Consider the following 26,388-nt stretch of genomic DNA (forward strand, 5'->3'; position numbering starts at 1 on the left):
CGTGGCCGGTCCCCGCCGTCTCCGGCTGGACGCGGAACTCGTCCGCCGCGGCCTGGCGCGTTCCCGAGAGCATGCCAGTGAGCTGATCGAGGCCGGCCGGGTCACCGTGTCCGGTGCCACGGCCAAGAAGGCGGCCACGGGAGTCACCACCGACGTCGCGTTGGTGGTCCGTGATGATCCGGACCGGCCCGACTACGTGTCCCGTGGTGCACACAAGCTGGCCGGTGCGCTCCGTGACTTCGGCGACGTCGAGGTGGCCGGCAAGCGGTGCCTGGACGCCGGAGCTTCGACGGGTGGGTTCACCGACGTACTCCTGCGGGCTGGTGCTGCCGAGGTGATGGCGGTCGACGTCGGGTACGGCCAGTTGGCGTGGCGGCTGCAACAGGACCCGCGGGTGCAGGTGTTCGACCGGACCAACATCCGGGATCTCGACGCCGACACCATCGGCGGCCCCGTGGACCTCGTGGTCGGCGATCTCTCGTTCATCTCGTTGCGGCTGGTGCTGCCGGCGCTGATCGGGGTGACACGGCCCGACGGCGCGCTGGTGCTGATGGTGAAGCCCCAGTTCGAGGTCGGCAAGGAGCGGGTCGGCAAGGGAGGGGTCGTGCGCGACCCCGCTCTGCGCGCCGAGGCGGTGTCCGCGGTCGCCCGCGCCGCCGCCGCCGCGGGCTGGGGTGCCCGCTCCGTCGCCACCAGCGCGTTGCCTGGCCCCTCGGGCAATCTCGAGTACTTCCTGCTGCTGCGTGCCGGCCCGGCCGCGATCACTGAGGCCGAGGTCATCGACGTGGTGAACGCAGGAGTGTCGCTCCCGGGTGAGATGGTGGACCCATGACCCGCTGCGTGTTGCTGCTCACCCATGTGGGGCGGCCCGCCGCCCGTGAGGTGGCCCGCGCCTTCGGGAAGTCACTGGCCTCGCATGGCATCACTGTCAGAGTGCTGAGTGAGGAGGCGGCATCGTTGGGTGTCACGCCCGACTCCTTCGACCCGCCAGCGCAGATCGTGGAGGCGTCGGCGACGTTGGGCGAGGGTTGTGAACTCGCCGTGGTGATCGGCGGCGACGGGTCCGTGCTGCGCGCGGCCGAGCTCACCCACGAGACGGGGACGCCGCTGCTCGGCGTCAACCTCGGTCACCTCGGCTTCCTCACCGAGGCCGAGTACGAGGATGTCGAGGCGACCATCGAGGCGATCGTGGCTCGCCGGTACACCGCCGAGGACCGGCTCACCCTCGATGTGCGGGTGCTGCAGGGGAAGGAACTGCTGGCCAGCACCTTCGCGTTGAACGAGGCGAGCGTGGAGAAGGCCGCCCGTGAACGGATGCTCGAACTGGTCGTGGAGATCGACGGGCGCCCGCTGTCCCGTTGGGGGTGTGACGGCGTCGTCCTGGCCACGCCCACCGGCTCCACGGCGTACGGGTTCAGTGCCGGTGGCCCGGTTGTCTGGCCCGGTGTCGAGGCGCTGCTGCTGGTGCCGATCAGTGCGCACGCCCTCTTCGCCCGCCCGCTGGTGGTGGCACCGTCCTCGGTGCTGGCCGTGGAGGTGCTGGCCGGCACCGAAGGAGCGGGTGTGTTGTGGTGTGACGGTCGTCGGCCGTTCGACCTCCCGCCGGGTGCACGGATCGAGGTACGTCGAGGCTCGCGTCCGGTACGGCTGGTCCGCCTGCATGCGGCACCGTTCACCGATCGGCTGGTGGCCAAGTTCGGTCTGTCCGTCGAAGGGTGGCGCGGCGCCGCCGATCGCAGACGAGGAGATCGGGAGTGATCGAGGAGATCCGGATCACCGGGTTGGGCGTCATCGACTCCTCGACCCTCGAGTTGGGACCGGGGCTGACCGTGATCACCGGCGAGACCGGCGCCGGCAAGACCATGGTGGTGACGGCCCTCGGGTTGTTGCTGGGGGGCCGGGCGGACAGTCAGATGGTGCGCAACGAGTCCGCCGGAGCCCGGGTGGAGGGAGTCGTGGCCACCGCCGGCCTGGACGACTTCGCCCGCGCCGTGGACGAGGCTGGCGGAACCATCGAGGACGATCGGGTCCTGCTGGCTCGCAACATCAGCACCGCTGGACGGTCCCGGGCCTTCGTCGGCGGGGCCGCCGTCCCGGCCAGCATGCTGGCCGACATCGCCGAGCCCCTGGTGGCGGTGCACGGCCAGTCCGACCAGCATCGGCTGCTCCGGGCCCGCACCCAGCGGCACGCGCTGGACCGCTTCGCCGGAGAGGCCCTCGCCACGGTGCTGGGCCGGTTCAGGGCAACCTATGACGCGCTCATGACCGCCGAACGCGAACTCGCCGACGTGGTGGCCACCGCCCGCGAGCGCGCCCGGGAGGCGGACCTGCTGCGCTTCGGTCTCGGGGAGATCGAAGCCGTCGACCCGCAACCGGGCGAGGACGTGGAACTGGCAGCCGAGGAGACCAGGCTCGGACACTCGGACACACTGCGCGCTGCTGCTGAACAGGCGAGGGAGGCTCTGTCGAGTGACAGCGACGCACCCGATGCCCTCGGCGCCGTCGCAGCGGCCAGGAGCCTCCTCGAAGGAGTCCGGGACCACGATGCGGAAGCCGCAGAACTGGCCGACCGCGTCAAGGAGGTCAACTACCTCCTGGCCGATGTGGCTGCCGACGTGGCGTCGTACGCCTCACGCATCGACAGCGACCCGGCCCGCCTCGCTGCCGTCTCCGCACGCCGGGCGGCCCTGCTCTCGCTGACCCGCAAGTACGGCGACACCGTCACGGCGGTCCTCGACTGGTCCCGTGAGTCAGCCGAACGACTCCTCGACCTCGACAACACCGACAGCCGGATCGCCGAACTCACCCACCAGTGCCGGACGCTGAGGGCCGAGGTCGCCGACCTCGGCGCCGAGCTCACCGCCCTCCGGTTGGCCGCCGCGGCCGCCTTGGCCGCCCAGGTCACCGATGAGCTCACCCTGCTCGCCATGCCACACGCCCGCTTCGAGGTGCGCGTCACCCAGCAGCCGGCCCCGGCGCCCGAGGACCCGATCGGCCCTGGGGCTCCGGTCCTGGTCGGCGACCGTTGGCTGCGGTTCGCCGGACACGGGATGGACGACGTGGAGCTGCTGCTCGCCGCCAACGCGGGATCCGATCCGCTGCCGCTGCACAAGGGCGCCTCCGGTGGTGAACTCTCCCGGGTGATGCTGGGACTGGAGGTCGCCTTGGCGGGCACCGGGGAGGTGCCCACCTTCGTCTTCGATGAGGTGGATGCCGGCGTCGGGGGGCGGGCCGCGATCGAGATCGGCCGGCGATTGGCGGCGTTGGCCAGATCGGCCCAAGTGCTCGTGGTGACCCATCTCCCGCAGGTGGCAGCCTTCGCTGACCGACATGTGGTCGTGCACAAGTCCAGCGACGGCACCGTGACCACCTCGGGGCTGACCGTCCTCGATGACGCGGCCAGGGAACGGGAACTGTCTCGGATGCTGGCCGGGCTGGACGACTCCGAGACCGCCCTGGCCCATGCGCGGGAACTGCTCGAGGCGGCGGCCAGCGCCCGCGGATAGGCAGAATGGGGGGCATTCCTCCGACGCGCCGCAGCGCATCCCCGGTGACCACTCGCCGGAGTGAAATCATGGTCGCATCATGAGACTCCTGACCCGATCCCGTCGCGCCGAGGCCCTGCCCGGGCTCGCTGCCATCGCTCGCCTCGACCGCCGTACCAGCGCCGTGCTGCCCCGGCTGAGGGCCGGCGAGATCGCCGTCGTCGACTGCCTGGACCTGGACGCGGACACCGCCCAGCGGCTGCTCGACCGGCGAGTCGCGGCCGTGGTCAACACAGCGCCCTTCATCTCGGGCCGGTATCCCAATCTGGGCCCCCAACTCCTGGTGGAGCACGGAGTGCCGCTGCACCAGGCCGGACCCGAACTCTGGCGCAACCTCAAGGACGGAGCCAAGGTCCGGATCCATGGCGGCCAACTCCACCTCGGCGACGAAGTGATCGCCGAGGCCCCCGAGGTCACCGCCGAGATGGTGCGGAGTCAGATGGCCGATGCGCGCAACGGGATGTCGGCGCAACTGGCGAGCCTGACCCACAACAGTGCCGCCTTCCTGCTCACCGAGGAGGACGCCCTCCTCCACGGTCGAGGAATCCCCGAACTGACCCTCGGGCTGGCCGGCAGGCCGGCAGTGGTGGTCGTCGACGCAGCCCCAGAGTTGGCGGGCCTGGCCCGGTTCATCCGCGACAACCGGGCGATCCTCGTCGGCGTCGACCGCGGCGTCGCCGCGCTCACCGCACGTGGCTGGCAGCCGGACATGATCGTGCTCAGCGACGTCACTGCGGCACCCGAGGCCGACGTGCTCGACCGCGCGCACGACGTCGTGCTGTGCGTCCCGCACGGCGCCGAGGCCAACCCCGCCCGGGAACCCAGCCATCGTGCCCTGCACCGTTTCCGCACCGACGCCTCCGCCGAGGATGCGGCGCTGCTCTTCTGCCACTCCGCCGACGCCTCAGTGATCGTCGGGGTCGGCATGCCCAGCTCCCTGGAGGAGTTCCTTGACCGGCACCGCACCGGGCTGGCGAGCACCTACCTGACCCGGATGCGGGTGGGGGAGAGGTTCGTGGATGCCCGCACCATCCCGACCCTGCACGCCAGACGCCTCCGGGCTCGTCACCTGATCCTCGCGATCCTGTGCTGCCTGGTCATCCTCGCCGCGACAGCCGCACTGACCGGCGTCGGGCAGGAACTGATCGGGAACGTGCTTGAGTCGGTCCGGACCACGCTCGCTGCAGGTGGAACAGCCCCGGCCGAAGCCGGGTGAACGACGCCGCGACTCAGCCGCAGGCAACACGCCGCACCGCGTCGGTTCCTCGAAGCAGTGCATCGGCCGCCGTGGGGGTAGCATGGAACCCCGTGAACCACGGAGCCGCCACCAAACACGTATTCGTGACCGGAGGCGTCGCCTCCTCCCTGGGCAAGGGCCTCACCGCCTCCAGCCTCGGCAACCTGCTCAAGGCCCGCGGCCTGCGGGTCACCATGCAGAAACTGGACCCGTACCTCAACGTGGACCCGGGGACGATGAACCCGTTCCAGCACGGCGAGGTCTTCGTCACCGACGACGGCGCGGAGACGGACCTGGACGTCGGACACTACGAACGATTCCTCGACACCAACCTCAACGGCATCGCCAACGTGACCACAGGCCAGGTCTACTCATCGGTGATCGCCAAGGAGCGGCGCGGCGACTACCTCGGTGACACCGTGCAGGTCATCCCGCACATCACCAACGAGATCAAGGACCGAGTCCTCGCCATGGGCGGCGACGACGTCGACGTGGTGATCACCGAGATCGGCGGCACCGTCGGTGACATCGAGTCGTTGCCCTTCCTCGAGGCGGCCCGACAGGTCCGACACGACATCGGTCGCGACAACTGCTTCTTCCTGCACGTCTCACTGGTCCCGTGGATCGGGCCTTCGGGCGAGTTGAAGACCAAGCCGACCCAGCACTCGGTGGCCGCACTGCGCTCCATCGGTATCCAGCCCGACGCGATCGTCTGCCGTGCCGACCGGGAACTCCCTGACGGCATCAAGCGCAAGATCTCGTTGATGTGTGACGTCGACGAGGAGGCCGTGGTCACTGCCGCGGATGCTCCGTCGATCTATGACATTCCCAAGGTGCTGCACGCCGAGGGACTCGACGCCTACCTGGTCCGCCGGCTCGACCTGCCCTTCCGGGACGTCGACTGGACCGTCTGGGACGACCTGCTGCGTCGGGTGCACCACCCGGTCGAGGAGGTGACCATCGGCCTGGTGGGCAAGTACATCGACCTGCCGGACGCCTACCTCTCCGTCGCCGAAGCACTCCGCGCCGGTGGATTCGCGCACGAGGCCAAGGTCAACCTCCGCTGGATCCCATCGGACGAGTGCGAGACCGCCGAAGGCGCGGCCCGCAACCTCGGCGACGTCGACGCTGTCTGCGTGCCCGGAGGATTCGGGATCCGGGGAATCGAGGGCAAACTCGGAGCCCTGACCTACACCCGGACCCACGGGATCCCCACCCTCGGACTCTGCCTGGGCCTGCAGTGCATGGTGATCGAGTACGCACGGAACATGGCCGGGCTGTCCGAGGCGGCCTCGACGGAGTTCGACCCCGACTGTGCGGAACCGGTGATCGCCACGATGGCCGAGCAGCGCGACTTCGTGGACGGCGCGGGCGATCTGGGCGGAACGATGCGACTGGGCCTCTACCCGGCCACCCTGCAACGAGACTCGGTGGTGTCGAACGCCTACGGGGCCACCAAGGTGGAGGAGCGGCACCGGCATCGCTACGAGGTCAACAACGCCTACCGGGCCCAGTTGGAGGAGGCCGGGCTGGTCTTCTCCGGCACCTCTCCGGACGGACACCTGGTGGAGTTCGTGGAACTGCCCGCAGACGTGCACCCGTACTACGTGGCCACCCAGGCGCATCCCGAACTCAAGTCTCGGCCGACCAGGTCGCACCCCCTCTTCAAGGGGCTGGTCGGTGCCGCGATCGCGCGCCAACGTGAACTCCGGTTCCCCCTGGACGAGGCGTCGCTGCGCCGCGCCGACGAGGCTGTTGCGGACATTGACGGTGACTGAGGTCAGCGACCGTCCGGAATCGTGGCCGGTCGCGTCCCGCACCGACCTGCACCGCGACGACTGGGTCGTCGCGTTCCGTTCGGACATGATCCGACGCCCCGGGCACGAGCAGGAGGAACCCTTCCGTCGGCTCGTCATCGAGCACCCCGGGGCGGTGGCCGTGCTGGCCATCGACGACCAGGAGCGGGTCTGCTGCCTGCGCCAGTACCGGCACCCCGCCCAACGCACCTTCATCGAACTGCCCGCGGGACTGTGTGACAGTGCCGGCGAGGACCCGCTCGAGGTCGGCAAACGGGAACTGCGCGAAGAGGCGTCACTGCAGGCCGGTCGGTGGCGGCACCTGCTGTCGACCTACTCCTCACCCGGACTCTCCAACGAGGTTGTCCATCTCTACGAGGCCCGCGACCTGACCGCCGCGGACCGCGGCGACTTCGTGCTGGAGCACGAGGAGGCCGAGATGGAGAAGGTCTGGATCCCCTTCGCCGACCTGCGTGCCGCGGTCCTGGCCGGCCGCGTGCAGATGGCTCCGGTCGCCCTCGCGGTGCTGGCGTGTGACGCGTTCACCGACGCCCGCTGACCCACGTGCCATGATGGGCAGGTGCTGGTCGGCTGCCCCAAGGAAATCAAGAACCACGAGTACCGTGTCGCGATCACCCCTGCCGGTGTCCACGAGTTGGTCCGCCATGGGCACGAGGTGCTGGTCGAGACGGGTGCCGGACTCGGCTCATCGATCCCCGACGAGGAGTACGTCGTCGCTGGCGCGACCATCGTCGCGACGGCCGACGAGGTGTGGCAGCGCGCGGAACTGCTGCTGAAGGTCAAGGAGCCCATCGCCGCCGAGTACCACCGGATGCGACCCGGTCAGGTGCTCTTCACCTACCTGCATCTGGCCGCAGACAAGGCGCTCACCGAGGAGCTGATGCGCGCCCAGGTGACCGCCATCGCCTACGAGACCGTCCAGAGCCCGGGCGGTGGCCTACCGCTGCTCGCCCCGATGAGCGAGGTGGCCGGCCGTTTGGCCCCCCAGGCGGGTGCCTACCACCTGATGCGAGCCGGCGGCGGTCGCGGCGTTCTGCTGAGCGGCGCCTCCGGGGTGTACGCGGGCAAGGTGGTCGTGATCGGCGCGGGCGTGGCAGGCATGAACGCCGCAGCCATCGCCTCGGGTATGCAGGGCGAGGTGCTGCTGCTGGACCGCGACATCGAGAAGCTGCGTGCCGCCGACAGGATCTACCAGGGGCACCTGCAGACCGTCGCCTCCAACACGTACGAGATCGAGAAGGCGGTGCTCGATGCCGACCTGGTGATCGGTGCGGTGCTGGTCCCCGGCGCCAAGGCCCCGACTCTGATCAGCAACGAACTGGTCTCCCGGATGCGACCCGGATCGGTGCTCGTGGACATCTCGATCGACCAGGGTGGGTGCTTCGAGGACTCGCGGCCGACCACCCACGACGACCCCGTCTACCAGGTCCACGACTCACTGTTCTACTGCGTCGCCAACATGCCCGGCGCGGTGCCACACACCTCGACGTACGCCCTCACCAACGTGACCCTTCCCTACGTGGTGGCGCTCGCCGACAAGGGCTGGGCTCAGGCGTGCCGCGATGATCACTCGTTGCTGTTGGGGTTGAACAGCCACGCCGGACAGCTCACCAACGCCGGAGTCGGCGACGCGCACGGATTCGACTCGATCTCGGTGGACAAGGCCCTCACGGGCGTTGCGTCGTGACTGAACCCCCCCGGGCGATCCGCACCTATCTCGATCATCTCCTCGTCGAGCGTGGGCTGGCCGACAACACCCTGGCGTCGTACCGGCGAGACCTGCGGCGCTACGTCGAGCACCTCGCACAGCAGGGCATCGACGACCTCGACGCCGTCACCGAGGCCTGCGTCGCCGAGTTCCTGGTCCGACTCCGCGAAGGCGACGCCGACCATCCGCCGCTGGGGGCGGCCTCGGCAGCACGCACCCTGGTGGCGGTGCGTGGATTCCACCGGTTCGCCCTCCGCGACGGGCTGGTCGGCCACGACCCGGCCGCCCAAGTGAAACCACCACCGCCAGCCAAGAGGCTGCCGAAGGCTCTGCCGCTGGCTGAGGTGGAGGCGATCCTGGAGGCGGCCGGCTCCCCGGGCACCCACCTTGCACTCCGAGACCGAGCGTTGCTGGAGCTGCTCTACGGCACCGGCGCCCGGATCTCCGAGGCGGTCGGACTCGACGTCGACGACCTCGATCTGGACACCGAGCACGCTGCGGTGCTGCTGCGTGGCAAGGGCGGCAAGGAGCGACTGGTGCCGGTCGGCAGCTTCGCCGTGGCTGCCGTGGACGCCTACCTGGTCCGGGCTCGACCCGAGTTGGCCTCCAGCACCAGTGGCGGCGCCCTCTTCCTCAACTCCCGCGGCGGGCGCCTGTCGCGACAGAGCGCCTGGGCGGTGCTGGTGAAGGCGGCCGACCGCGCCGGGGTCACCGCAGACGTGTCACCGCACACGCTGCGGCATTCGTTCGCCACCCACCTGCTCGACGGTGGCGCGGACGTTCGGGTGGTCCAAGAGCTCTTGGGACATGCGTCGGTGACCACCACCCAGGTGTACACACTTGTCACCGTGGACAACCTCCGTCAGGTCTTCGCGACCGCCCACCCACGGGCCCGGAGTTGACCGTGGAGGACCTGGCCACCGCAGCCCTGGCTGCCGGCGACGACGCCGATGCCCTCTACGAGGCCTTCAACGACTGGAGCACCGCCTCCGGGTTGACCCTGTACCCACATCAGGACGAGGCCATCCTGGAGCTCCTCTCCGGCAGCCACGTGGTGCTGGCGACTCCCACCGGGTCAGGCAAGTCGCTGGTCGCCACCGCTGCCCACGCGGCGGCCCTGGGAGCCGGGCGGAGGTCCTTCTACACGGCACCGGTGAAAGCGCTGGTCAACGAGAAGTTCTTCGCCCTGTGCGACACGTTCGGGGCCGAACGGGTGGGCATGCTGACCGGGGACGCCGCAGTGAACCCGGACGCTCCGATCATCGCCTGCACCGCCGAGGTGCTCGCCAACATCGCGCTGCGCTCAGGCGACGCCGCCGCGATCGGGCTGGTGGTGATGGACGAGTTCCACTACTACGGGGAGGCGGACCGCGGCTGGGCATGGCAGATCCCGTTGCTGGAACTGACCAGCACCCAGTTCCTGCTGATGTCGGCCACCCTCGGCGATGTCACCCATATCGGCGAGGACCTCACCCGTCGTACCGGGCGGGAGGTCGCGCTGGTCACCGGCGCCGAACGGCCGGTGCCCCTCACCTTCAGTTGGGCCACCGAACCACTGGCCGACACCCTCGACGAACTGGTCAGCACCCACCAGTGGCCCGTGTACGTCGTCCACTTCACCCAGGCCGCTGCCGTGGAACACGCCACCACCCTGGTGGGGCGGCCTGCGGCCAGCCGCCGACTGGCACCCGAGCAGAAGGCAGCGATCGCCGAGGCGACCTCCCAGGTCCGCTTCGCCGCCGGGTTCGGTCGGACGCTGAGCAAGATGCTGCGCAGCGGGATCGGCGTTCACCATGCCGGCATGCTGCCCCGCTACCGGCGGTTGGTGGAGCAACTCGCCCAGCAGGGGCTGCTCCAGGTCATCTGCGGCACCGACACCCTCGGAGTCGGCATCAATGTCCCGATCCGGACGGTCCTCTTCACCGGGCTGGTGAAGTTCGATGGCCATCGGGAGCGGATCCTCAAGGTGCGCGAGTTCCAGCAGATCGCCGGCCGGGCCGGACGGGCTGGCTTCGACACGGCCGGAACCGTCGTCGTCCAGGCCCCGGAGCACGAGATCGAGAACCAGCGGCTCCTCGCCAAGGCCGGCGACGACCCCAAGAAGCGGCGCAAGGTCCAGCGACGCAAGGCTCCCGACGGCGTGCCGGTGTGGACCGAGGAGACCTTCGCCCGGTTGGTCGGGGGGGACCCCGAACGTCTGGCGTCGCGGATGCGCGTGGACAACGCGATGCTGCTCAACGTGGTCTCGCGTCCCGAGGACGCCTTCGAGGTGATGCGGCGGCTGCTGCGGGACAGCCACGAGGATGCCCGGTCCAGGACCCGGCTGACCCGTCGCGCGCTCCGACTCGCTCGGAGTCTGCTGGCCAGCGGCGTGCTGACCCGACTCGAGGAGCCGGACGAGCACGGCCGACGTTTCCTCCTCACCGTCGACCTGCCCGCCGACTTCGCGCTGAACCAGCCGCTGGCCCACTTCGCCCTCGAAGTACTCGACCTCCTCGATCCGGACTCACCGGAGCACGCCCTGGACATCGTGTCCGTGCTCGAGTCCGTCTCGGAGGCACCGCGACAGGTGCTGATGGCCCAGCAGCACGCGGCCCGCGGCGAGGCGATCGCAGAGATGAAGGCGGACGGGATCGACTACCACGAGCGGATGGAACTGCTCGAGGAGGTCACCTGGCCGCAGCCGCTGGCCGACCTGCTGGAACCGGCGTACGAGACCTATCGTGAGTCACACCCCTGGCTCCCTCCTGACGCACTGCAGCCGGCATCGGTGCTGAGACAGATGTACGAGCACGGGATGGGTTTCACCGACATGGTCTCCCGCTACGGGTTGGCACGCTCCGAGGGAGTGCTGCTGCGCTACCTGAGCAACCTGTACCGCACACTGCGGCACACCGTCGAGGCACGGCACCGTTCCCCGGTCCTCGACGAGTTGACCGACTGGTTGGGGGAGACGGTGCGCCAGGTCGACTCGTCACTGCTGGACGAGTGGGAGGCACTGTCGGACCCGACCGGTGCCTGGGGGCGTGACCAGCACGAAGCGCCGCCCCCGCCACGACCGTTGAGCAGGACCGATGCCTTCCGCCGGATGGTCCGCAACGCGATCTTCGCCCGGGTCCTGCTGGCCGCCCGCGACGATGTGGCGGCGCTCGTCGCCCTCGAACGCGAAGCTGCGGAGCGGGTCGAGCCCGCACGCACTCCGCCACTGACCCGGCAGGACTGGGACGAGGCTCTGGATGCCTACTACGCCGAGCACGACGAGATCGGCACCGGTGCGCAGGCACGGGGTCCGGACCTGTTCCAGGTCGAGGAGGCCGAGGGCACGCCGCCAGGAGCCGAGGGGGACCAGACGGGTGGACTGTGGCTGGTCCGTCAGGTGCTCGACGACCCGGCCGGTCACCACGACTGGGTGATCGAGGCCACCGTCGACCTGGCAGCCTCCGACGAGCTCGGTGAGCCGGTGCTGACCGTCACCTCCCTGCGGCGTCTCTGAGTCCACAGAGTTCTGCACAGACGACCCCGAGCCTGTGCACTGCAGCGGGGCTTCATGCACAGGCTGTCCCCAGATTCTCCGCGTGGCAGGGCAAATGGCGCACCTGCCTTGTCGGGTGTCGGCGGTGGGCCCTAGAGTCGCCCGCAGGCCTCGGCGGATGTCGCCGAGTCGACAAGTGGCTCACAGCCACCAGCGTGCGAGGGAGTGGCGATGACGGCTGACGGCGGATTCCCGGGACACACCGGCAGCAGCGCGACCGAGATGCCGCCGCTGGTGCAGGCGCCACGACCACCGGTCCCGGCCAACTCCGAGGTGAGCAGTTCAGAGGCGGTCCCGCTCCGGCAGCCGGCCCCCTCGGTGGAGCTCGGGCCCACCGGACGCCCGATGCCGCACCTGCCCGAACCCAAGCCCCTCACCAGCCATGGCAACGCACGGGTGATCGCGATGTGCAACCAGAAGGGGGGCGTCGGCAAGACCACCACCACGATCAACCTCGGTGCGTCGTTGGCGGAGTACGGACGGAAGGTCCTCCTCGTGGACTTCGACCCCCAGGGGTCCCTGTCGGTGGGGTTGGGCCTGCACCCGCACGAGATGGAGTACACCATCTACAACCTGGTGATGGAGCCCGACGTCACCCTCGACGACGTCGTGGTGCCCTCCGGGGTCGCCGGGATGGATCTCCTTCCCTCGAACATCGACCTCTCCGCGGCTGAGGTCCAACTGGTCCACGAGGTGGCCAGGGAGCAGACGCTGCAGCGAGTGCTGGCCCCGGCACTGGAGAAGTACGACGTCATCCTGATCGACTGCCAGCCGTCCCTGGGTCTACTCACCGTCAACGCACTCACCGCGGCGCACGGCGTGATCGTGCCGTTGGAGTGCGAGTACTTCGCGCTGCGTGGCGTGGCACTGTTGAAGACGACCATCGACAAGGTCAAGGAACGGTTGAACCCGGGCCTCGAGATCGACGGTGTGCTGGGCACCATGTTCGACGGCCGCACCCTGCACGGGCGTGAGGTCCTGGAGCGACTGGTGCAGGCCTGGGGGGACAAGGTCTTCCACACCGTCATCCGGCGTACCGTGAAGTTCTCCGATTCGACGGTGGCCGGCGAACCGATCACCTCCTATGCCTCCTCCTCGACCGGTGCGGAGGCGTACCGCCAGTTGGCCAGGGAGGTGCTTGCCCGTTGTCTCGACGGGTGAGTCTGCCTGCGGCCGACGACCTCTTCCGCCCCACCGCCGACCCTGCTGTCGACGCGGCTCCACAGACAGCCGCGGCGACCGAGTCGCGATCGGCGACGCGGAAGACGCCGAGCGGTCGGGTCCGGCACGACGAGAAGATGACCGTCTACATCACCTCCGAGGAACTCCTGGAGATCGAGCATGCGCGGCTCGCGCTGCGGCACCAGCTCGGTGTCGCCGTGGATCGCGGCCGGCTGGTCAGGGAAGCCGTCGCACTGGTGTTGGCCGACTTCGATGCGCACGGTGACGACAGTGTGATCGTGCGACGCCTGAGGGGCGAATGACCAGCCATCCCGCGGCAGCCGAGGCCGAGGCGACCGAGGAGTCCGAGGGGGGCGGCTTCCGGGTCCACCTCGACAACTTCGAGGGACCCTTCGACCTGCTGCTCGGGTTGATCTCCAAACACAAGCTCGACGTGACCGAGGTCGCCCTCTCGAAGGTCACCGACGAGTTCATCGCGCATGTGAAGCGGTTGGCGGCCGACTCGGGGGAGCAGGGCTGGGACCTGGAGGAGACCACCTCGTTCCTCCTCGTCGCCTCCACCCTGCTGGACCTCAAGGCTGCCCGACTGCTGCCCCAGGGAGACGTGGAGGACGAGGAGGACCTGGCCCTGCTGGAGGCCCGGGACCTGCTCTTCGCGCGCCTCCTCCAGTACCGCGCCTACAAACAGGTCGCCGGGTGGATCGAGAAGCGGCTCGCGGAGGAGTCCCGCAGGCATCCCCGGGCCGTCGGTCTGGACGAGCGGTACGCCACGCTGCTGCCCGAGGTGCTGATCGGGATCGGTGCCGAGGAGTTCGCCAGGCTCGCCGCCCGGGCGCTGGCGCCCAAGCCGATCCTCGAGGTCTCGTTGCAGCACATCCACGCCGCCAAGGTCAGCGTGCGTGAGCAGGCTGCGCTGGTGGTGTCCCGATTGCGCAGCACCGGCACCAGCACCTTCCGGGCGTTGTGCGGGGACTCGCCGGACACCCTCACCACGGTGGCCAGATTCCTGTCCCTGCTGGAGCTCTTCCGGGAGGGGGTCGTGTCATTCGACCAGATGAGTCCGCTGGGGGAGTTGACCGTCCGCTGGACCGGTGACGAGGAGACGGAGGTCGACATCACCGACGAGTTCGACGGCACCCCGCCGCCCGCAGATGACGACGAGGCAGTTCAATCCGACCAGGAGGACCAGTGACCAGCGAGCCAGTCGAGGACGAGCAGTTGCCGGTGCCGGTGGCTGAGCTGCGACCCTCCTTGGAGGCGCTGCTGATGGTGGCCGACCAGCCGCTCGACGAGTCTCTGTTGGCCGCTGCGGTCGGGCACCCCGTTGAGGAGGTGGCCTCGGCCCTGGCCTCGCTGGTGGCCGAGTACGACGCCGAGAACCGAGGGTTCGAACTGCGTCAGGTCGCGGGTGGCTGGCGGTACTACACCCGCGAAGGCTTCGCGGATGTCGTGGAGCGGTTCGTCCTCGAGGGCCAGCAGGCGCGCCTCACTCAAGCTGCCCTCGAGACACTGGCGGTGGTCGCCTACCAGCAGCCGGTCTCCCGGTCACGGGTGTCGGCCGTGCGTGGCGTGAACGTGGACGGCGTGATGCGGACGCTGCTCACTCGTGGCCTGGTGGAGGAGGCCGGCACCGATGAGAGTTCCGGGGCACACCTCTACCGCACCAGCAGCTACTTCCTGGAGCGGATGGGCATCGACTCGCTCGAGGAACTGCCCGAGTTGGCGCCGTACCTGCCCGGACTCGACGATCTCGACGAGGGGGAGTCGTCCGCGTGAACGGTGCCCCGCTGACCCCGGACGAGCAGGGGCTGGTCCGGCTGCAGAAGCTGCTGGCAGCCTCGGGCGTGGCGTCGCGTCGCCGGTGCGAGGAGCTGATGCTCGCCGGTGAGGTCGAGGTCGACGGCGAGGTGGTCACCCGGCTGGGCACCAAGGTCGATCCGACGACGGCCGTGGTCCGAGTGTCGGGGAAGCGGCTGCCGCCGGCCTCGGACAAGGTCTACCTGGTGCTGAACAAGCCCCGCGGAGTCGTCTCCACCATGTCGGATCCCGAAGGCAGGCGCACCCTCACCGACTTGGTGGCCGACCGCCCGGAACGACTCTTCCACGTCGGACGGCTCGACACCGACACCTCCGGGTTGCTCCTGCTCACCAACGACGGTGACTTCGCCCACCGGATGGCGCACCCCTCCTACGAGGTGGACAAGACCTATGTCGCGGAGGTGGAGGGCGAGGTCACCCGTGCCACGCTGCAGCGACTCCTGGCCGGTGTCACCCTGGAGGACGGACCGGTCACCGTGAGCCGGGCCAAGCTGATGCAGCAGGGTCAGGGAAACGCTCGGGGTCGGTCGCTGGTCGAGTTGGTGATCCACGAGGGCAGGAACCGGATCGTCCGCAGGCTGCTCGATCACGTGGGCCACCCGGTCCGCAGGTTGACCAGGACCGCGATCGGACCGGTGAGACTGCACGGACTGGCCGCGGGGGAGCTCCGCGAACTGAGCAGCGCCGAACTGGGTGAACTGCTCGACGCAGCGGCGCTGTAGCAGGCTGCGCACCCGGGCGCACCCATCGCCCACTACGCTGGCGCGGTGATGACCGAACTGACAGGCCCGGTGGAGGTGGTCGGCACCGGTCTGCTGGGGACCTCGATCGGCCTGGCCTGCCGTGCTGCCGGCCTCGAGGTCATCCTCTCCGATACGTCCCCGGAGCACCTGCGCACCGCGACCGGCCTCGGCGCTGGACGCCCCCGCACGTCAGCGGACCGCGCTCAGTTGGTGGTGGTGGCAGTGCCGCCCGTGCATCTCGACGCCGTCATCGCGCAGGCGCTTGCTCGCTCCGACGCAGTGGTGACCGACGTCGGCAGCATCAAGACCCAGCCGCTGGCAGCCGTGGCGGGCACCCCAGGGGCTGCCCGGTACGTCGGTGGCCATCCGATGGCGGGCAGCGAGCACTCGGGCCCGCTGGCGGCCAGCGCCGCACTCTTCGACGGGCGGCCCTGGGCCATCACGCCCCACGCCACCGCCGACCCCGAGGCGGTCGCGCTCGTGGAGTCGCTGGTGCTGCTGTGTGGGGGAGTGCCCGTCCGGATGTCGCCCGCCGAGCACGACAAGGCGGTCGCGCGGACCTCGCATGTGCCACACCTGTTGGCTTCGCTGGTGGCCGGCCGGCTGGCCGAGGCCCCGCGGGAGCACCTGCTCCTCTCCGGGCAGGGCATCCGGGATGTGACGCGAGTGGCCGCCGGCGACCCGGGACTGTACGGACAGATCGTCACCGGGAACGCCGAGGCCGTGCTGACCCTGCTCGCGGAGGTGCGGCATCGACTCGACGAGGTCATCGAGGCGGTCACCGATCGGGACGGGGCCGCGTTGGAGGCGCTGCTGGCCGAAGGTGTGGCTGGCACGGTCGCGATCCCTGGCAAGCACGGCCGGCCCTCGCGCCCGATGTCGTCGGTGTTCGTGACCGTCCCGGATGAACCCGGTGGGCTGGCCAGACTCTTCGCGGATGCGGGTGCCAGCAAGGTCAACATCGAGGACGTGCGGATCGACCACGACCCGGCGCGTCCGGTCGGTCTGGTCGAGCTCGTCGTCTCCGAGGCCCGGGCCGAGCATCTGATGACCCAACTGGAGGCCCGCGGCTGGACCTGTCACCGCTGAGGTGCCTTAGGCTTCCCCAGATCCCGGCCCCGGCGCTGGGGCTCACAGACGAGAGGATGAGGCGTGAACACCAGTTCCCCCGCGACGATCGTGGTAGCGATCGATGGACCCTCCGGGTCCGGCAAGTCGAGTACCTCACGGGGTGTGGCGACACGGCTGGGACTGCGCTACCTCGACACCGGGGCGATGTTCCGGGCGATGACCTGGTGGATGCTCGAGCAGGGCGTCGACGTGCACGATCCTGCGGCGGTGGCCGCTGCGGCACACGCCCCGGTCATCCGTTCCGGTACCGATCCGCAGGCGCCCACGATCTCCGTCGACTCCCGCGATGTCTCGGCGGCCATCCGGGGTCAGCAGGTCACTGACTCGGTCAGCCCGGTGAGCTCGGTGCCCGAGGTGCGGGCCCGCCTGCTGGCGCTGCAGCGCGAGATCATCGGCGCCGGCGGGATCGTGGTCGAGGGGCGCGACATCGGCACCGTGGTCGCCCCGGACGCTCCGGTCAAGATCTACCTCACCGCGGACCCGGAGGCGCGTGCCGTACGACGAGCGGCCGAGGTCGCCGGCACCGACGTGCTCGCCACCCGTGAGTCGCTGCTGTCCCGGGACCGGATCGACTCCGGCCGCGCGACGGCGCCGCTGACCATGGCGGAGGGCGCCCATCACATCGACTCCACGGCGTACACCCTGGACGAGGTCATCGACCAGGTGGTGGGTCTGGTCGACGCGGTGAGGTGAGCGTGGTGGACGGGCACCTGGCGCCGCCCTCGACCATGGCGGTCGAGGCACCGGCGAGCTGGCTGCTGTCTCGCCATCGCGGTGTCGGACGCGGGTTGCTCCGGGCCGGGTGGTCGGTGCGGGTGCACGGCGCGGAGTCGACGCCGCGCGAGGGCCCGGTGATCTTCGCCGCCAATCACCTGGGCGTCCTCGACGGGCCGATGCTGGCCAGCTTCGCGCCCCGGACCACGCACGTGCTGACCAAGTCCGAACTTTTCGCCGGACCGGCCGGGCGGTTCCTGACCGCTGCTGGACAGATCCCGCTGGACCGAACCGCCATTGATGCGGCGGCGGTGCGCGCCTGCGTGCGGGTGCTGCGCGATGGCGGGTGTGTCGGCATCTTCCCGGAGGGGCACCGTGGCGCAGGAACACTCAGACGGCTGCGGCCCGGGGTGGGGTACCTTGGCCTGGTGACCGGGGCACCCGTGGTCCCGGTGACGTTCTTCGGAACCAGGCTCAGCGGAGCCCGCAGCGGGTCCCTGCCGCCAGTGAGGTTTCCGATCGACGTGGTCTTCGGGAGCCCGATCCGGGTCGATCCACTCCCGTGGCCGCGGACACGGGAACAAGTCCGACAGACTGTGGGTTTCATTCGGGAGCAGATGTTGGTGCACCTGGAGCAGAGCCAGGCGCTGGTCGGCAGGACGTTGCCGGGCCCTCTGCCTGCCGGAGATCGGCTCACCCCACCCACGCGCAACACAGGAGCACCATGAGCGAGTACGACGCACCCACCGACGCAGTGAGCGGACCGGTGCCGGTGCTGGCCGTGATCGGCCGCCCGAACGTGGGCAAGTCCACCCTGGTGAACCGGATCATCGGCCGCCGGGAGGCGGTCGTGGAGGACGTCCCCGGGGTCACCCGGGACCGCGTCTCCTACGACGCTCACTGGAACGGGCGCGCGTTCACCGTGGTGGACACCGGTGGCTGGGACCCCGATGCCCGGGGTCTGGCCGAGCGGATCGCCGGCCAGGCGGAGATCGCGGTGCAACTGGCCGACGCGGTGCTCTTCGTGGTGGATGCGACCGTCGGGATCACCGACGCTGATGCGGCAGTGGTGCGCGTGCTGCGCAAGTCCGGCAAGCCGGTGGTGCTCGCCGCGAACAAGGTCGATGACCAGCGCGCCGAGACCGAGGCCTACGGGCTGTGGAACCTGGGACTCGGGGAGCCCTTCCCTGTCTCGGCCCTGCACGGTCGCGGATCCGGTGACCTTCTCGATGCGGTCCTGGCGGCGCTTCCCGAGGCCCCGGAGGAGACCGACCCCCTGGTGGGCGGGCCACGTCGGGTGGCCATCATCGGCCGGCCGAACGTCGGCAAGTCGTCGCTGCTGAACCGGCTGGCCGGCGAGGAGCGAGTGGTCGTCGACGATGCCTCCGGCACCACCGTCGACCCGGTCGATGAGCTGGTGGAACTCGGCGGGCGGATCTGGCGGTTCATCGATACCGCCGGGATCCGCAAGCGCGTCAAGACCGCCTCGGGTCACGAGTACTACGCGTCGCTGCGCACCAACACCGCGATCGAGCGTGCCGAGGTGTGTGTGCTGGTCATCGACGGTGGACAGTCGATCTCGGAGCAGGACATGAGGATCATCCAGAGTGTCCGGGAGGCCGGCCGGGCGCTGGTGATCGCCTTCAACAAGTGGGACCTCGTCGACGAGGAACGTCGCTACTACCTCGACCGTGAGATCGAGCGCGACCTGGTGCAGGTCACGTGGGCGCCGCGGATCAATGTCACCGCCCGGACCGGATGGCATGTCGACCGGCTGGTGCCTGCCCTGGACCGGGCCCTGGAAGGCTGGGAGACCCGGGTCGGCACCGGGGCGCTGAACTCGTTCCTGGGTCGGCTCATCGCGGAGCACCCGCATCCGGTGCGCGGCGGAAAGCAGCCCAAGATCCTCTTCGGGACCCAACCGACGACGGCTCCGCCCACGTTCGTGCTGTTCACGTCGGGGAAGCTGGAAGCCTCCTACGAGCGCTACGTGGAGCGCCGGTTGCGCGAGGAGTTCGGCTTCGTCGGTACGCCGATCATCCTGCAGCAGCGGGTCCGGGAGAAGCGCAAGCGCTGAGGCTGCCGCAGAGCAGCCGGGGAGTCGTCGACGAGAGCAGACGGACCCCGAAATGCACCACACCCGGACCTGCCTTCGCAGGTCCGGGTGTGGTCGATGTCCTGAGACATCACAATGTCGGGCTGACAGGATTTGAACCTGCGACCCCTTGACCCCCAGTCAAGTGCGCTACCAAACTGCGCCACAGCCCGCCGCCGGAGGGGTCACCCCCAGGGCGGACCGAACACTACCGCAGTGCTCGGGCGGTGGTGAAACCCGGGCAGCAGTCGCGGGTGGACTACGGTGACCGGGTGCCTTCCTATGCTGCTCTGCTGCGGGGCATCGGCCCCAGCAACCCGAACATGCGCGGAGAGAAACTCCACGGGGTGCTGGAGGGGTTGGGCTTCGAGGAGGTCGGCTCGGTGCTGGCCAGCGGCAACCTGGTCTTCGCCACCGACGACGATGACCAGGTCGCTCTGGAGGAGCGGATACAGGCTGCGTTGCAGGCTGAACTGGGGATCCCGGGCGGCACGATCGTCCGGAGTAGGGCTGAGATCGAGGGGCTGGTCGCCCGGGCTCCGTTCGGCAGTCTGACGCACGGCAGGGCGACGTACCTGACTGCGACCTTCCTGAAGGCCCCGGTCCCTGAACTGCCGACGCCCTTGCCGCAGCCCGAGGATCCGGGGATGCGGGTGCAGGGCTACGACGAACTCGCCCGTGCGGTGCTGGCCGTCACCGACAACACCGGCCCCAAGACGCCCGACTTCATGGTGTGGCTGGAGAAGCAGTTCAGCCGTGACATCACCACCCGCACCTGGCTCACCGTGCAGCGGGTGCTGGCCAAGCTCCCACCCGAGTGAGGGTGGGACGGGCTCACCCCTCGATGGCTGCGGTGGTCTCGTCGGTGCGGCGGACCCGCCAGAGACGGTGCGTGCCGGGCAGGCCCTTCAACTGAGTGATGCCCGCCGCCTCGAAGGTGAACGCCTCGGCGTCGCCGACCCCGTCGTGCACGGCATCGGTGGTGAGGACCGACCCGCCGTCGGCGCGGGCGGCGACCCTGGCTGCGGTGGCCACGGCGGCGCCGAACCAGTCACCTTCACGTGCGATCGCGGTCCCGGTGTGCAGGCCCATCCGCACCCGGATCGGCGTACGACGCAGTTGACGGCCGCGGCCACGCAGCAGGTCGTCCTGCACCGCCAGGCAGGCGTCCACGGCGATGAGGGGACTGCCGAACACCACCATGAACCCGTCGCCCTGTGACTTCACGATGTGTCCGCCGTACTCCTCGATCCGGCGGCGGACGAGCCGGTCGTGCTCGTCGAGCAGCCGGACCCAGCGTTCATCGCCCAGGTCGGCGTTCAGCGCGGTGGAGTTCTCGATGTCGGAGAACATGAAGGTCACGTTCCCGTCGGCATCGGCGATGTCGCGGATCTGCGCCCGGTCCTCGGTCGTCCACCGGGTGAAGTCCTCGATGGAGGCGAGCAGCATCCCGCTGACCCCGCGCTCCCGTACCCGTTCGGCGGTGTCGACCATCGTGCGCACCACCGCTCCGGCGACCTGAGCGGCCTGACTGGGCCGCACTGGACGGGTCGTCCGGAGTGCCTCCAAGTCGGCCTCCAGGGCCCTGATCCGAGCGCCGGCACGGCGTAGCGCCACTGCCAGCACGGCGAGGGTCGCCAAGGCCAGTGCCAACCCTGCGACCAGCAGCCACTCCGTCACGCGGACACCATGGCACAGGCCGAACCCCACGGCGAGGGCAGGCTCGGTAGAGTTCTGCTGCGAAGACCCCCGATCGAGGAAGTGATCCCCGCCGGCTATGGACGGCTCTCAAAGTTGTAGCCCCACCGCACCCGCGCACCATCGGCCCGACGCTCCGCCGCGGAGCCGTCGATGACAACCGAACTGGGACTGCTGGCCCTCGCCCTGGCGCTGATCGCCGCCTGTGGCGTGTTCGTGGCCGCGGAGTTCTCCCTGGTCACCGTCGACCGGACCGTGGTCGAGCGGGACGCCGAGGCCGGCGATCGCAGGGCGCAGGGGGTGCGCCGTGGTCTGCGGACCCTCTCCACCCAGCTCTCCGGTGCTCAGGTGGGGATCACCGTGACGAACCTGGCGATCGGCTACCTGGCCGAGCCGGCGATCTCAGCGCTGCTGCGTGAGCCACTGACCGCCGCCGGCCTGCGTGAGGCCTCCATCACCCCCGTGGCGCTGGCTCTGGGCCTGGGCATCGCCACCGCCCTGACAATGATCTTCGGTGAGCTGGTGCCCAAGAACATCGCCATCGCCCGCCCCTACGCGACCGCTCGCGCCACCCAGGGCTTCCAGCGCGGGTTCACCGCGATCAACGCGCTGCCGATCCGGATGCTCAACGGCTGGGCCAACGCGATCGTGCGGCGGCTCGGCGTGGAACCGGCCGAGGAACTGCGCTCGGCACGCAGCAGCACCGAACTCGCCTCGCTGATCCAGCGTTCGGCGACCCTGGGAACATTGGACCCGGACACCGCGGAGCTGATGGAGCGGTCCGTGGAGTTCGGCAGCCGCACGGCCGGGGAGATCATGACGCCCCGAGTGCGGACTGCGATGTTGGCCGCCACCGACCGGGCGGCCGCAGTGATCGAGTTGACCCGCCAGACCGGGCACTCGCGCTTCCCGGTGGTGGACAACGAGGAGAACGTGGTCGGCACCGTGCATGTCAAGCACGCCGTCGCGCTGCCCCTGCACGAGCGGCCCACCACCCGCGTGAAGCACCTGATGGGCAAGCCGCTGGTGGTGCCCGACTCACTGCGCCTCGACCCACTGTTGGCGCTGTTGCGCGAAGAGGGCTTCCAGATGGCGGTGGTGCTCGACGAGTACGGCGGCCAGGCCGGTGTGGTCACCCTCGAGGACGTGGTGGAGGAGATGGTCGGCAACATCGCTGACGAGCACGACCCGCAGGGTGCGGACAGTCAGCGGCTCACCGACGGCGCCTGGGAACTCTCCGGGCTGCTGCGTCCGGACGAGGTGGAGGATCTGACCGGGATCCCGCTGCCCGAGCACGAGGACTACGACACCATCGCCGGCCTGGTGGTCCGCGAGTTGGGCCGGATCCCGGAGCCGGGGGACACGGTGACCCTCGACCTGCCCGATGCCGCGCGCACCGACGAGGATGAGCCGGCGTCACTGAGGGTGACCCTGACCGTGGAGGCACTCGATGGGCTCCGCATCGATCGGCTCACCCTGAGGCTGGGCGGTGAGACACGATGAGCAACCTCACTGCCATCGGCGTCGCGGTGGCCCTGCTCGCGGCCAACGCCTTCTTCGTCGGGGCGGAGTTCGCGCTCATCGCCGCCCGACGCAGCCAGATCGAGCCACGCGCCCTCGCCGGCTCCCGGGTCGCGAAGATGACCCTGAAGGGCATGGAGAACGTCTCGCAGATGATGGCCGGCGCCCAGTTGGGCATCACCATCTGTTCGCTGGGCCTGGGCGCTGTCGGTGAACCTGCGGTGGCCCACACCATGGAACCGCTCTTCGCTGCCGTGGGGGTGCCCGACGCGCTGGTGCACCCGATCTCCTTCGTGATCGCGATGGCGGTGGTGGTCTGCCTGCACGTGGTGCTGGGCGAGATGGTGCCGAAGAACATTGCCATCGCCGGGCCGGAGCGGGCCGCCCTGGTGCTGGGGCCGCCGATGCTGGCGGTGGTCACCGTGTTCCGGCCGCTGATCGTCTCCCTCAACGCGATCGCCAACGTGACGCTCCGGATGATCCGCATCGAACCCCGCGACGAGGTGACATCCACCTTCACCCGCGAGGAGGTGGCGGCGCTGGTGGAGGAGTCCCGGGGGGAGGGGCTGATCGAACTCGCCGAATACCACCGACTCTCCGGCGCCCTGGACTTCACCGAGCGCACCGTGGACGGGGTCGCGCTGACACCGGCCAGCCTGGTCACCATCAACCGAGCCACCACCGCTTCCGACGTGGAGGAGTTGTGCGCGGCCACCGGCTACAGCCGGTTCCCGGTGGCGGAGGCTTCGGGGGAGTTGACCGGATACCTGCACATCAAGGACGCGCTGGTGCGGGACGACCTGGCCCGGGATCGGCCGATCGAACCCGACTGGGTGCACCCGTTCGCCACCGTGGCCGCCGGCACCAGCCTGCATGACGCCCTGGAGATCCTGCAGCGCGAAGGCGCGCACATGGGGTGCGTCGTCGATGAGGCGGGCACCCTGGTGGGGATCACCACCCTCGAGGACGTGCTCGAGGAACTGGTCGGCGAGATCCGCGACGCGGCGCACCTCGATGACGCATGAACCAGCAGCCATCATGGCTAGGCTGGGTGCGACCAGGGCCACGGAATGCGGAATGCGGGATGCGGAGTGACTGACGACGTGCGGCGTACGTCGAAGGTGTGGACGCTGCCCAACGGGATCAGCATGCTGCGACTCGCCGGTGTGCCGCTCTTCCTGTGGCTGGTGCTCGGTCCGCAGGCCGACTGGTGGGCTCTCGGCGTCCTGGCTGTAGCCGGAGTCACCGACTGGGCGGACGGCTGGCTCGCGCGGCGACTCGACCAGCGCACCTCGCTGGGCGAGTTGCTCGACCCGCTCGCCGATCGGCTCTACATCCTCGCGGTGGTGATCGGACTCGCCCTGCGTGACATCGTGCCGTGGTGGATCGCGGTGATCCTGCCGCTGCGGGACGTGCTGTTGTGGGTGCTGGTGCCGTTCCTGAGGCGACGCGGCTACAGCGCACTTCCGGTGCACTTCCTGGGCAAGGCGGCCACGTTCAACCTGATGTACGCGTTCCCGCTGCTGTTGCTCGGCGACGGCGACGGGACCATTGCCACGCTGGCGCTGGTCTTCGGCTGGGCCTTCGCCGGCTGGGGGATCGGGCTCTACTGGTGGGCGGGGATCCTGTACGCGTGGCAGGTGCGGACGTTGTTCGCCACGATGGGACCCGATGGGGTCCGTCATGAGTGACCGTGAGAGTCCGCCAGGTGGAGGCGAGCGGATCACCCTGCCGCTTCTGGACCTGATCACCCGAGAAGCGCTCGAGTCTGAGTACCGTGAGGCTCACGCCCGCCCAGTGGATCCGACCGCGGACCCGGTGGCGGGACGGGTCGGTTCACGCCGGGTCACCGCCGTGGTCTGTGCCGTCCTGGGAGTGCTCGCGGTGACCGCCGCCGTCCAGACGAACCGCAATGCGCCGGTGGATGAGAGCAGCCGGGCCGCGTTGATCGCCCAGGTCAACGATCGCCGGGAGAACCTAGCCCTGCTGGAGCGCCTCCGGGGCGACCTGCGCCGCACCAACGACGACCTCCAGGTCCGCCTGGAGCAGGTCATCGAGGAGGAGCTCTCCGAACGCAATCGGGTGCGCCGACTCCAGGTCAGGACGGGACATCTGCAGGTGCGGGGCCCTGGGGTGCGGATCGCGGTCGACAACGCCGAGGGCGCCGACCCCACCCAGGTCATCCGGGACGAGGATCTGACCACGCTGGTCAATGGGCTCTGGCAGGCAGGTGCCGAGGCGATCTCGGTCAACGGTGAGCGCCTCACCGTGCTCTCCGCGTTCCGCAACCGAGGACCGGCCATCCTGGTGAACAGCCAGCCCCTCAATCCGCCGTACGTCGTGCTGGCCATCGGCAACACGGCTACATTGCAGGCGGACTTCGCGAACACGACGTCAGGGCTCAAGTGGCTCAACCTGGTGCATGCGCTCGGATTCGAGTTCACGATGGACAATCAGGGATCCTTGACCTTGCCGGCTGCTCGGCCGGCAACGTTGAGGTCGGTCCAGGAGGGGCTCTCCACGGACCGTGACGTGGTGGACGAGGAGATCGCATCGTGATCGCAGTGCTGGGCTTGCTGATCGGGGTCATCGTCGGGTTGCTGGTGCAACCCGACGTACCGCTCGGCCTGGAGCCCTACCTCCCGATCGCCGTGATCGCCGCCCTCGACGCGGTCTTCGGTGGACTGCGAGCCCACCTCGACGGGATCTTCGACGACCGCGTCTTCGTGGTCTCGTTCCTGAGCAACGTGATCATCGCCTCCGGGATCGTCTACCTCGGCGACCAGTTGGGCGTCGGTGGCCAACTGTCCACCGGAGTCATCGTGGTGCTCGGCATCCGCATCTTCGCCAACGTCGCGGCGATCAGACGGCACGTCTTCCATGCCTGACCTCGAGCCCCGCAGCGAACCGACACCGGACTCCCGGGGTCGGCTTCGGGCATCGCTGACGCACCCGTCCAAGAGTCAGTACGTGGTGGCAGTGATCCTGGCGCTGGTGGGCTTCGCCCTGGTGCTGCAGGTCAAGGCCACCCAGACCGACGACTCCTACGCCGGCTTCCGCGACCAGGACCTGATCGACGTCCTGGCCGGGCTCAGCGGCGCGGCGGAGCGGGCCGAGCGCGAGATCGAGAGGCTCGAACAGACCCGCCAGGACCTGCAGAGCGACACCAACACCCGCGACACGGCACTGGAGCAGGCGCGTCGGGAGGCCAACGCGCTGGCGATCCTCGCCGGACAGGTGCCGGTGACGGGGCCGGGGCTGCGGATCAGCATCGAGGAGATCGATGGACGAGTGTCGATCGACACCCTGCTGGACACGATCCAGGAGCTGAGATCCGCCGGCGCTGAGGCCATGCAGTTCAACAACGAGGTCCGGGTGATCGCCCAGACCGCGTTCGAGGAGGCCACCGGCGGCATCCTGATCGACGGCGTGCTGCTGCAGTCGCCGTACACGATCGACGTCATCGGGGAACCGCACGTCCTGCACGGCGCGTTGACGTTCCCGTTGGGCCCGATGGAGTCCGCACGACGGGACGGGGCCCGGATCACGGCCGAGGAGCTGGACGCCGTCGACATCGAATCGGTGCGTCCGGGCTTCCGACCGCAGTACGCCAACGCCGACGAGGACGAGTAGCCTGCATCCCGGCG

At 69.5% G+C, this 26,388-nt stretch carries 26 protein-coding genes and 1 tRNA gene; 25 read left to right on the plus strand and 2 right to left on the minus strand.

The window, feature by feature from the left end:
* Position 1 precedes the first annotated feature (1 nt).
* The 18 genes from JKG67_RS01110 to der all read left to right on the plus strand — a co-directional run bounded on the left by JKG67_RS01110 (position 2) and on the right by der (position 19,504).
* Complete coding sequence (locus JKG67_RS01110; RefSeq protein ID WP_203335412.1) at positions 2 to 832, plus strand: TlyA family RNA methyltransferase; 831 nt, start codon at positions 2 to 4, stop codon at positions 830 to 832.
* The gene (locus tag JKG67_RS01115; protein ID WP_203335413.1) at positions 829 to 1,758 is read left to right on the plus strand and encodes an NAD kinase; all 930 of its coding nucleotides are present in this window, start codon (positions 829 to 831) and stop codon (positions 1,756 to 1,758) included. The genes JKG67_RS01110 and JKG67_RS01115 overlap by 4 nt, the downstream gene beginning before the upstream one ends.
* Positions 1,755 to 3,506: a DNA repair protein RecN gene (gene recN, locus JKG67_RS01120; protein ID WP_203335414.1), complete on the plus strand. Its 1,752-nt coding sequence runs from the start codon at positions 1,755 to 1,757 to the stop codon at positions 3,504 to 3,506. Before JKG67_RS01115 ends, recN begins: the two co-directional genes overlap by 4 nt.
* Before the next feature lie 79 nt (positions 3,507 to 3,585).
* Positions 3,586 to 4,761, plus strand: a complete 1,176-nt coding sequence (gene steA / locus JKG67_RS01125) for a putative cytokinetic ring protein SteA (protein ID WP_203335415.1) — start codon at positions 3,586 to 3,588, stop codon at positions 4,759 to 4,761.
* Between the two features lie 92 nt (positions 4,762 to 4,853).
* Complete coding sequence (gene pyrG, locus JKG67_RS01130) at positions 4,854 to 6,560, plus strand: CTP synthase (protein WP_203335416.1); 1,707 nt, start codon at positions 4,854 to 4,856, stop codon at positions 6,558 to 6,560.
* Positions 6,553 to 7,137: an NUDIX domain-containing protein gene (locus tag JKG67_RS01135; protein WP_203335417.1), complete on the plus strand. Its 585-nt coding sequence runs from the start codon at positions 6,553 to 6,555 to the stop codon at positions 7,135 to 7,137. The genes pyrG and JKG67_RS01135 overlap by 8 nt, the downstream gene beginning before the upstream one ends.
* A 21-nt stretch (positions 7,138 to 7,158) precedes the next feature.
* Positions 7,159 to 8,286 (plus strand): alanine dehydrogenase, encoded by a 1,128-nt coding sequence (ald, locus tag JKG67_RS01140; protein ID WP_203335418.1) that lies wholly within the window; start codon positions 7,159 to 7,161, stop codon positions 8,284 to 8,286.
* Positions 8,283 to 9,209: a site-specific tyrosine recombinase XerD gene (gene xerD / locus JKG67_RS01145; protein ID WP_307816366.1), complete on the plus strand. Its 927-nt coding sequence runs from the start codon at positions 8,283 to 8,285 to the stop codon at positions 9,207 to 9,209. Before ald ends, xerD begins: the two co-directional genes overlap by 4 nt.
* Before the next feature lie 2 nt (positions 9,210 to 9,211).
* The gene (locus JKG67_RS01150; RefSeq protein WP_307816367.1) at positions 9,212 to 11,800 is read left to right on the plus strand and encodes a DEAD/DEAH box helicase; all 2,589 of its coding nucleotides are present in this window, start codon (positions 9,212 to 9,214) and stop codon (positions 11,798 to 11,800) included.
* A 261-nt stretch (positions 11,801 to 12,061) separates the two neighbouring features.
* The gene (locus JKG67_RS01155) at positions 12,062 to 13,000 is read left to right on the plus strand and encodes a ParA family protein (RefSeq protein ID WP_443678531.1); all 939 of its coding nucleotides are present in this window, start codon (positions 12,062 to 12,064) and stop codon (positions 12,998 to 13,000) included.
* The gene (locus tag JKG67_RS01160) at positions 12,985 to 13,323 is read left to right on the plus strand and encodes a hypothetical protein (RefSeq protein WP_203335420.1); all 339 of its coding nucleotides are present in this window, start codon (positions 12,985 to 12,987) and stop codon (positions 13,321 to 13,323) included. Before JKG67_RS01155 ends, JKG67_RS01160 begins: the two co-directional genes overlap by 16 nt.
* The gene (locus tag JKG67_RS01165; RefSeq protein WP_203335421.1) at positions 13,320 to 14,213 is read left to right on the plus strand and encodes a segregation and condensation protein A; all 894 of its coding nucleotides are present in this window, start codon (positions 13,320 to 13,322) and stop codon (positions 14,211 to 14,213) included. The genes JKG67_RS01160 and JKG67_RS01165 overlap by 4 nt, the downstream gene beginning before the upstream one ends.
* Entirely contained in the window at positions 14,210 to 14,797 is a 588-nt protein-coding gene (scpB, locus tag JKG67_RS01170) for an SMC-Scp complex subunit ScpB (RefSeq protein WP_307816368.1), read from the plus strand. The genes JKG67_RS01165 and scpB overlap by 4 nt, the downstream gene beginning before the upstream one ends.
* Complete coding sequence (locus JKG67_RS01175) at positions 14,794 to 15,561, plus strand: pseudouridine synthase (protein ID WP_307816369.1); 768 nt, start codon at positions 14,794 to 14,796, stop codon at positions 15,559 to 15,561. The genes scpB and JKG67_RS01175 overlap by 4 nt, the downstream gene beginning before the upstream one ends.
* 48 nt (positions 15,562 to 15,609) lie before the next feature.
* Positions 15,610 to 16,671, plus strand: a complete 1,062-nt coding sequence (locus tag JKG67_RS01180; RefSeq protein ID WP_203335422.1) for a prephenate dehydrogenase — start codon at positions 15,610 to 15,612, stop codon at positions 16,669 to 16,671.
* Between the two features lie 63 nt (positions 16,672 to 16,734).
* Positions 16,735 to 17,406 (plus strand): (d)CMP kinase, encoded by a 672-nt coding sequence (cmk, locus tag JKG67_RS01185; RefSeq protein WP_203335423.1) that lies wholly within the window; start codon positions 16,735 to 16,737, stop codon positions 17,404 to 17,406.
* 5 nt (positions 17,407 to 17,411) lie between these two features.
* Positions 17,412 to 18,155, plus strand: coding sequence for a lysophospholipid acyltransferase family protein (locus JKG67_RS01190; protein ID WP_203335424.1), 744 nt, complete (start codon positions 17,412 to 17,414; stop codon positions 18,153 to 18,155).
* Entirely contained in the window at positions 18,152 to 19,504 is a 1,353-nt protein-coding gene (der, locus tag JKG67_RS01195) for a ribosome biogenesis GTPase Der (protein ID WP_203335425.1), read from the plus strand. Before JKG67_RS01190 ends, der begins: the two co-directional genes overlap by 4 nt.
* A gap of 117 nt (positions 19,505 to 19,621) precedes the next feature.
* Here der and JKG67_RS01200 read toward each other — a convergent pair.
* Positions 19,622 to 19,695: transfer RNA gene (locus tag JKG67_RS01200), tRNA-Pro, on the minus strand.
* A gap of 99 nt (positions 19,696 to 19,794) precedes the next feature.
* Between JKG67_RS01200 and JKG67_RS01205 the strand changes: the two genes are divergently transcribed.
* Positions 19,795 to 20,343 (plus strand): DUF1697 domain-containing protein, encoded by a 549-nt coding sequence (locus tag JKG67_RS01205; RefSeq protein WP_203335426.1) that lies wholly within the window; start codon positions 19,795 to 19,797, stop codon positions 20,341 to 20,343.
* 13 nt (positions 20,344 to 20,356) lie between these two features.
* Here the strand turns inward: JKG67_RS01205 and JKG67_RS18345 are convergent, their stop codons facing one another.
* Positions 20,357 to 21,202 (minus strand): adenylate/guanylate cyclase domain-containing protein, encoded by an 846-nt coding sequence (locus tag JKG67_RS18345; RefSeq protein ID WP_203335427.1) that lies wholly within the window; start codon positions 21,200 to 21,202, stop codon positions 20,357 to 20,359.
* Between the two features lie 171 nt (positions 21,203 to 21,373).
* Between JKG67_RS18345 and JKG67_RS01215 the strand changes: the two genes are divergently transcribed.
* The 6 genes from JKG67_RS01215 to JKG67_RS01240 all read left to right on the plus strand — a co-directional run bounded on the left by JKG67_RS01215 (position 21,374) and on the right by JKG67_RS01240 (position 26,374).
* Positions 21,374 to 22,723 carry a hemolysin family protein gene (locus tag JKG67_RS01215; RefSeq protein WP_203335428.1) on the plus strand — a complete coding sequence of 450 codons (1,350 nt, stop codon included), beginning with the start codon at positions 21,374 to 21,376 and terminating at the stop codon, positions 22,721 to 22,723.
* A complete protein-coding gene (locus tag JKG67_RS01220; RefSeq protein ID WP_203335429.1) occupies positions 22,720 to 23,766 on the plus strand; it encodes a hemolysin family protein in 1,047 nt (348 codons plus the stop codon). Before JKG67_RS01215 ends, JKG67_RS01220 begins: the two co-directional genes overlap by 4 nt.
* Positions 23,767 to 23,832: 66 nt before the next feature.
* Complete coding sequence (gene clsA / locus JKG67_RS01225; protein ID WP_307816370.1) at positions 23,833 to 24,432, plus strand: cardiolipin synthase ClsA; 600 nt, start codon at positions 23,833 to 23,835, stop codon at positions 24,430 to 24,432.
* Entirely contained in the window at positions 24,425 to 25,300 is an 876-nt protein-coding gene (locus JKG67_RS01230; RefSeq protein ID WP_203335431.1) for a DUF881 domain-containing protein, read from the plus strand. Before clsA ends, JKG67_RS01230 begins: the two co-directional genes overlap by 8 nt.
* Positions 25,297 to 25,629 carry a small basic family protein gene (locus JKG67_RS01235; protein ID WP_203335432.1) on the plus strand — a complete coding sequence of 111 codons (333 nt, stop codon included), beginning with the start codon at positions 25,297 to 25,299 and terminating at the stop codon, positions 25,627 to 25,629. Before JKG67_RS01230 ends, JKG67_RS01235 begins: the two co-directional genes overlap by 4 nt.
* Complete coding sequence (locus JKG67_RS01240; protein ID WP_203335433.1) at positions 25,622 to 26,374, plus strand: DUF881 domain-containing protein; 753 nt, start codon at positions 25,622 to 25,624, stop codon at positions 26,372 to 26,374. The genes JKG67_RS01235 and JKG67_RS01240 overlap by 8 nt, the downstream gene beginning before the upstream one ends.
* Positions 26,375 to 26,388 lie beyond the last annotated feature (14 nt).

Source organism: Nocardioides limicola (assembly GCF_016827675.1).
GTDB classification, from domain to species: Bacteria; Actinomycetota; Actinomycetes; order Propionibacteriales; family Nocardioidaceae; genus Nocardioides; species Nocardioides limicola.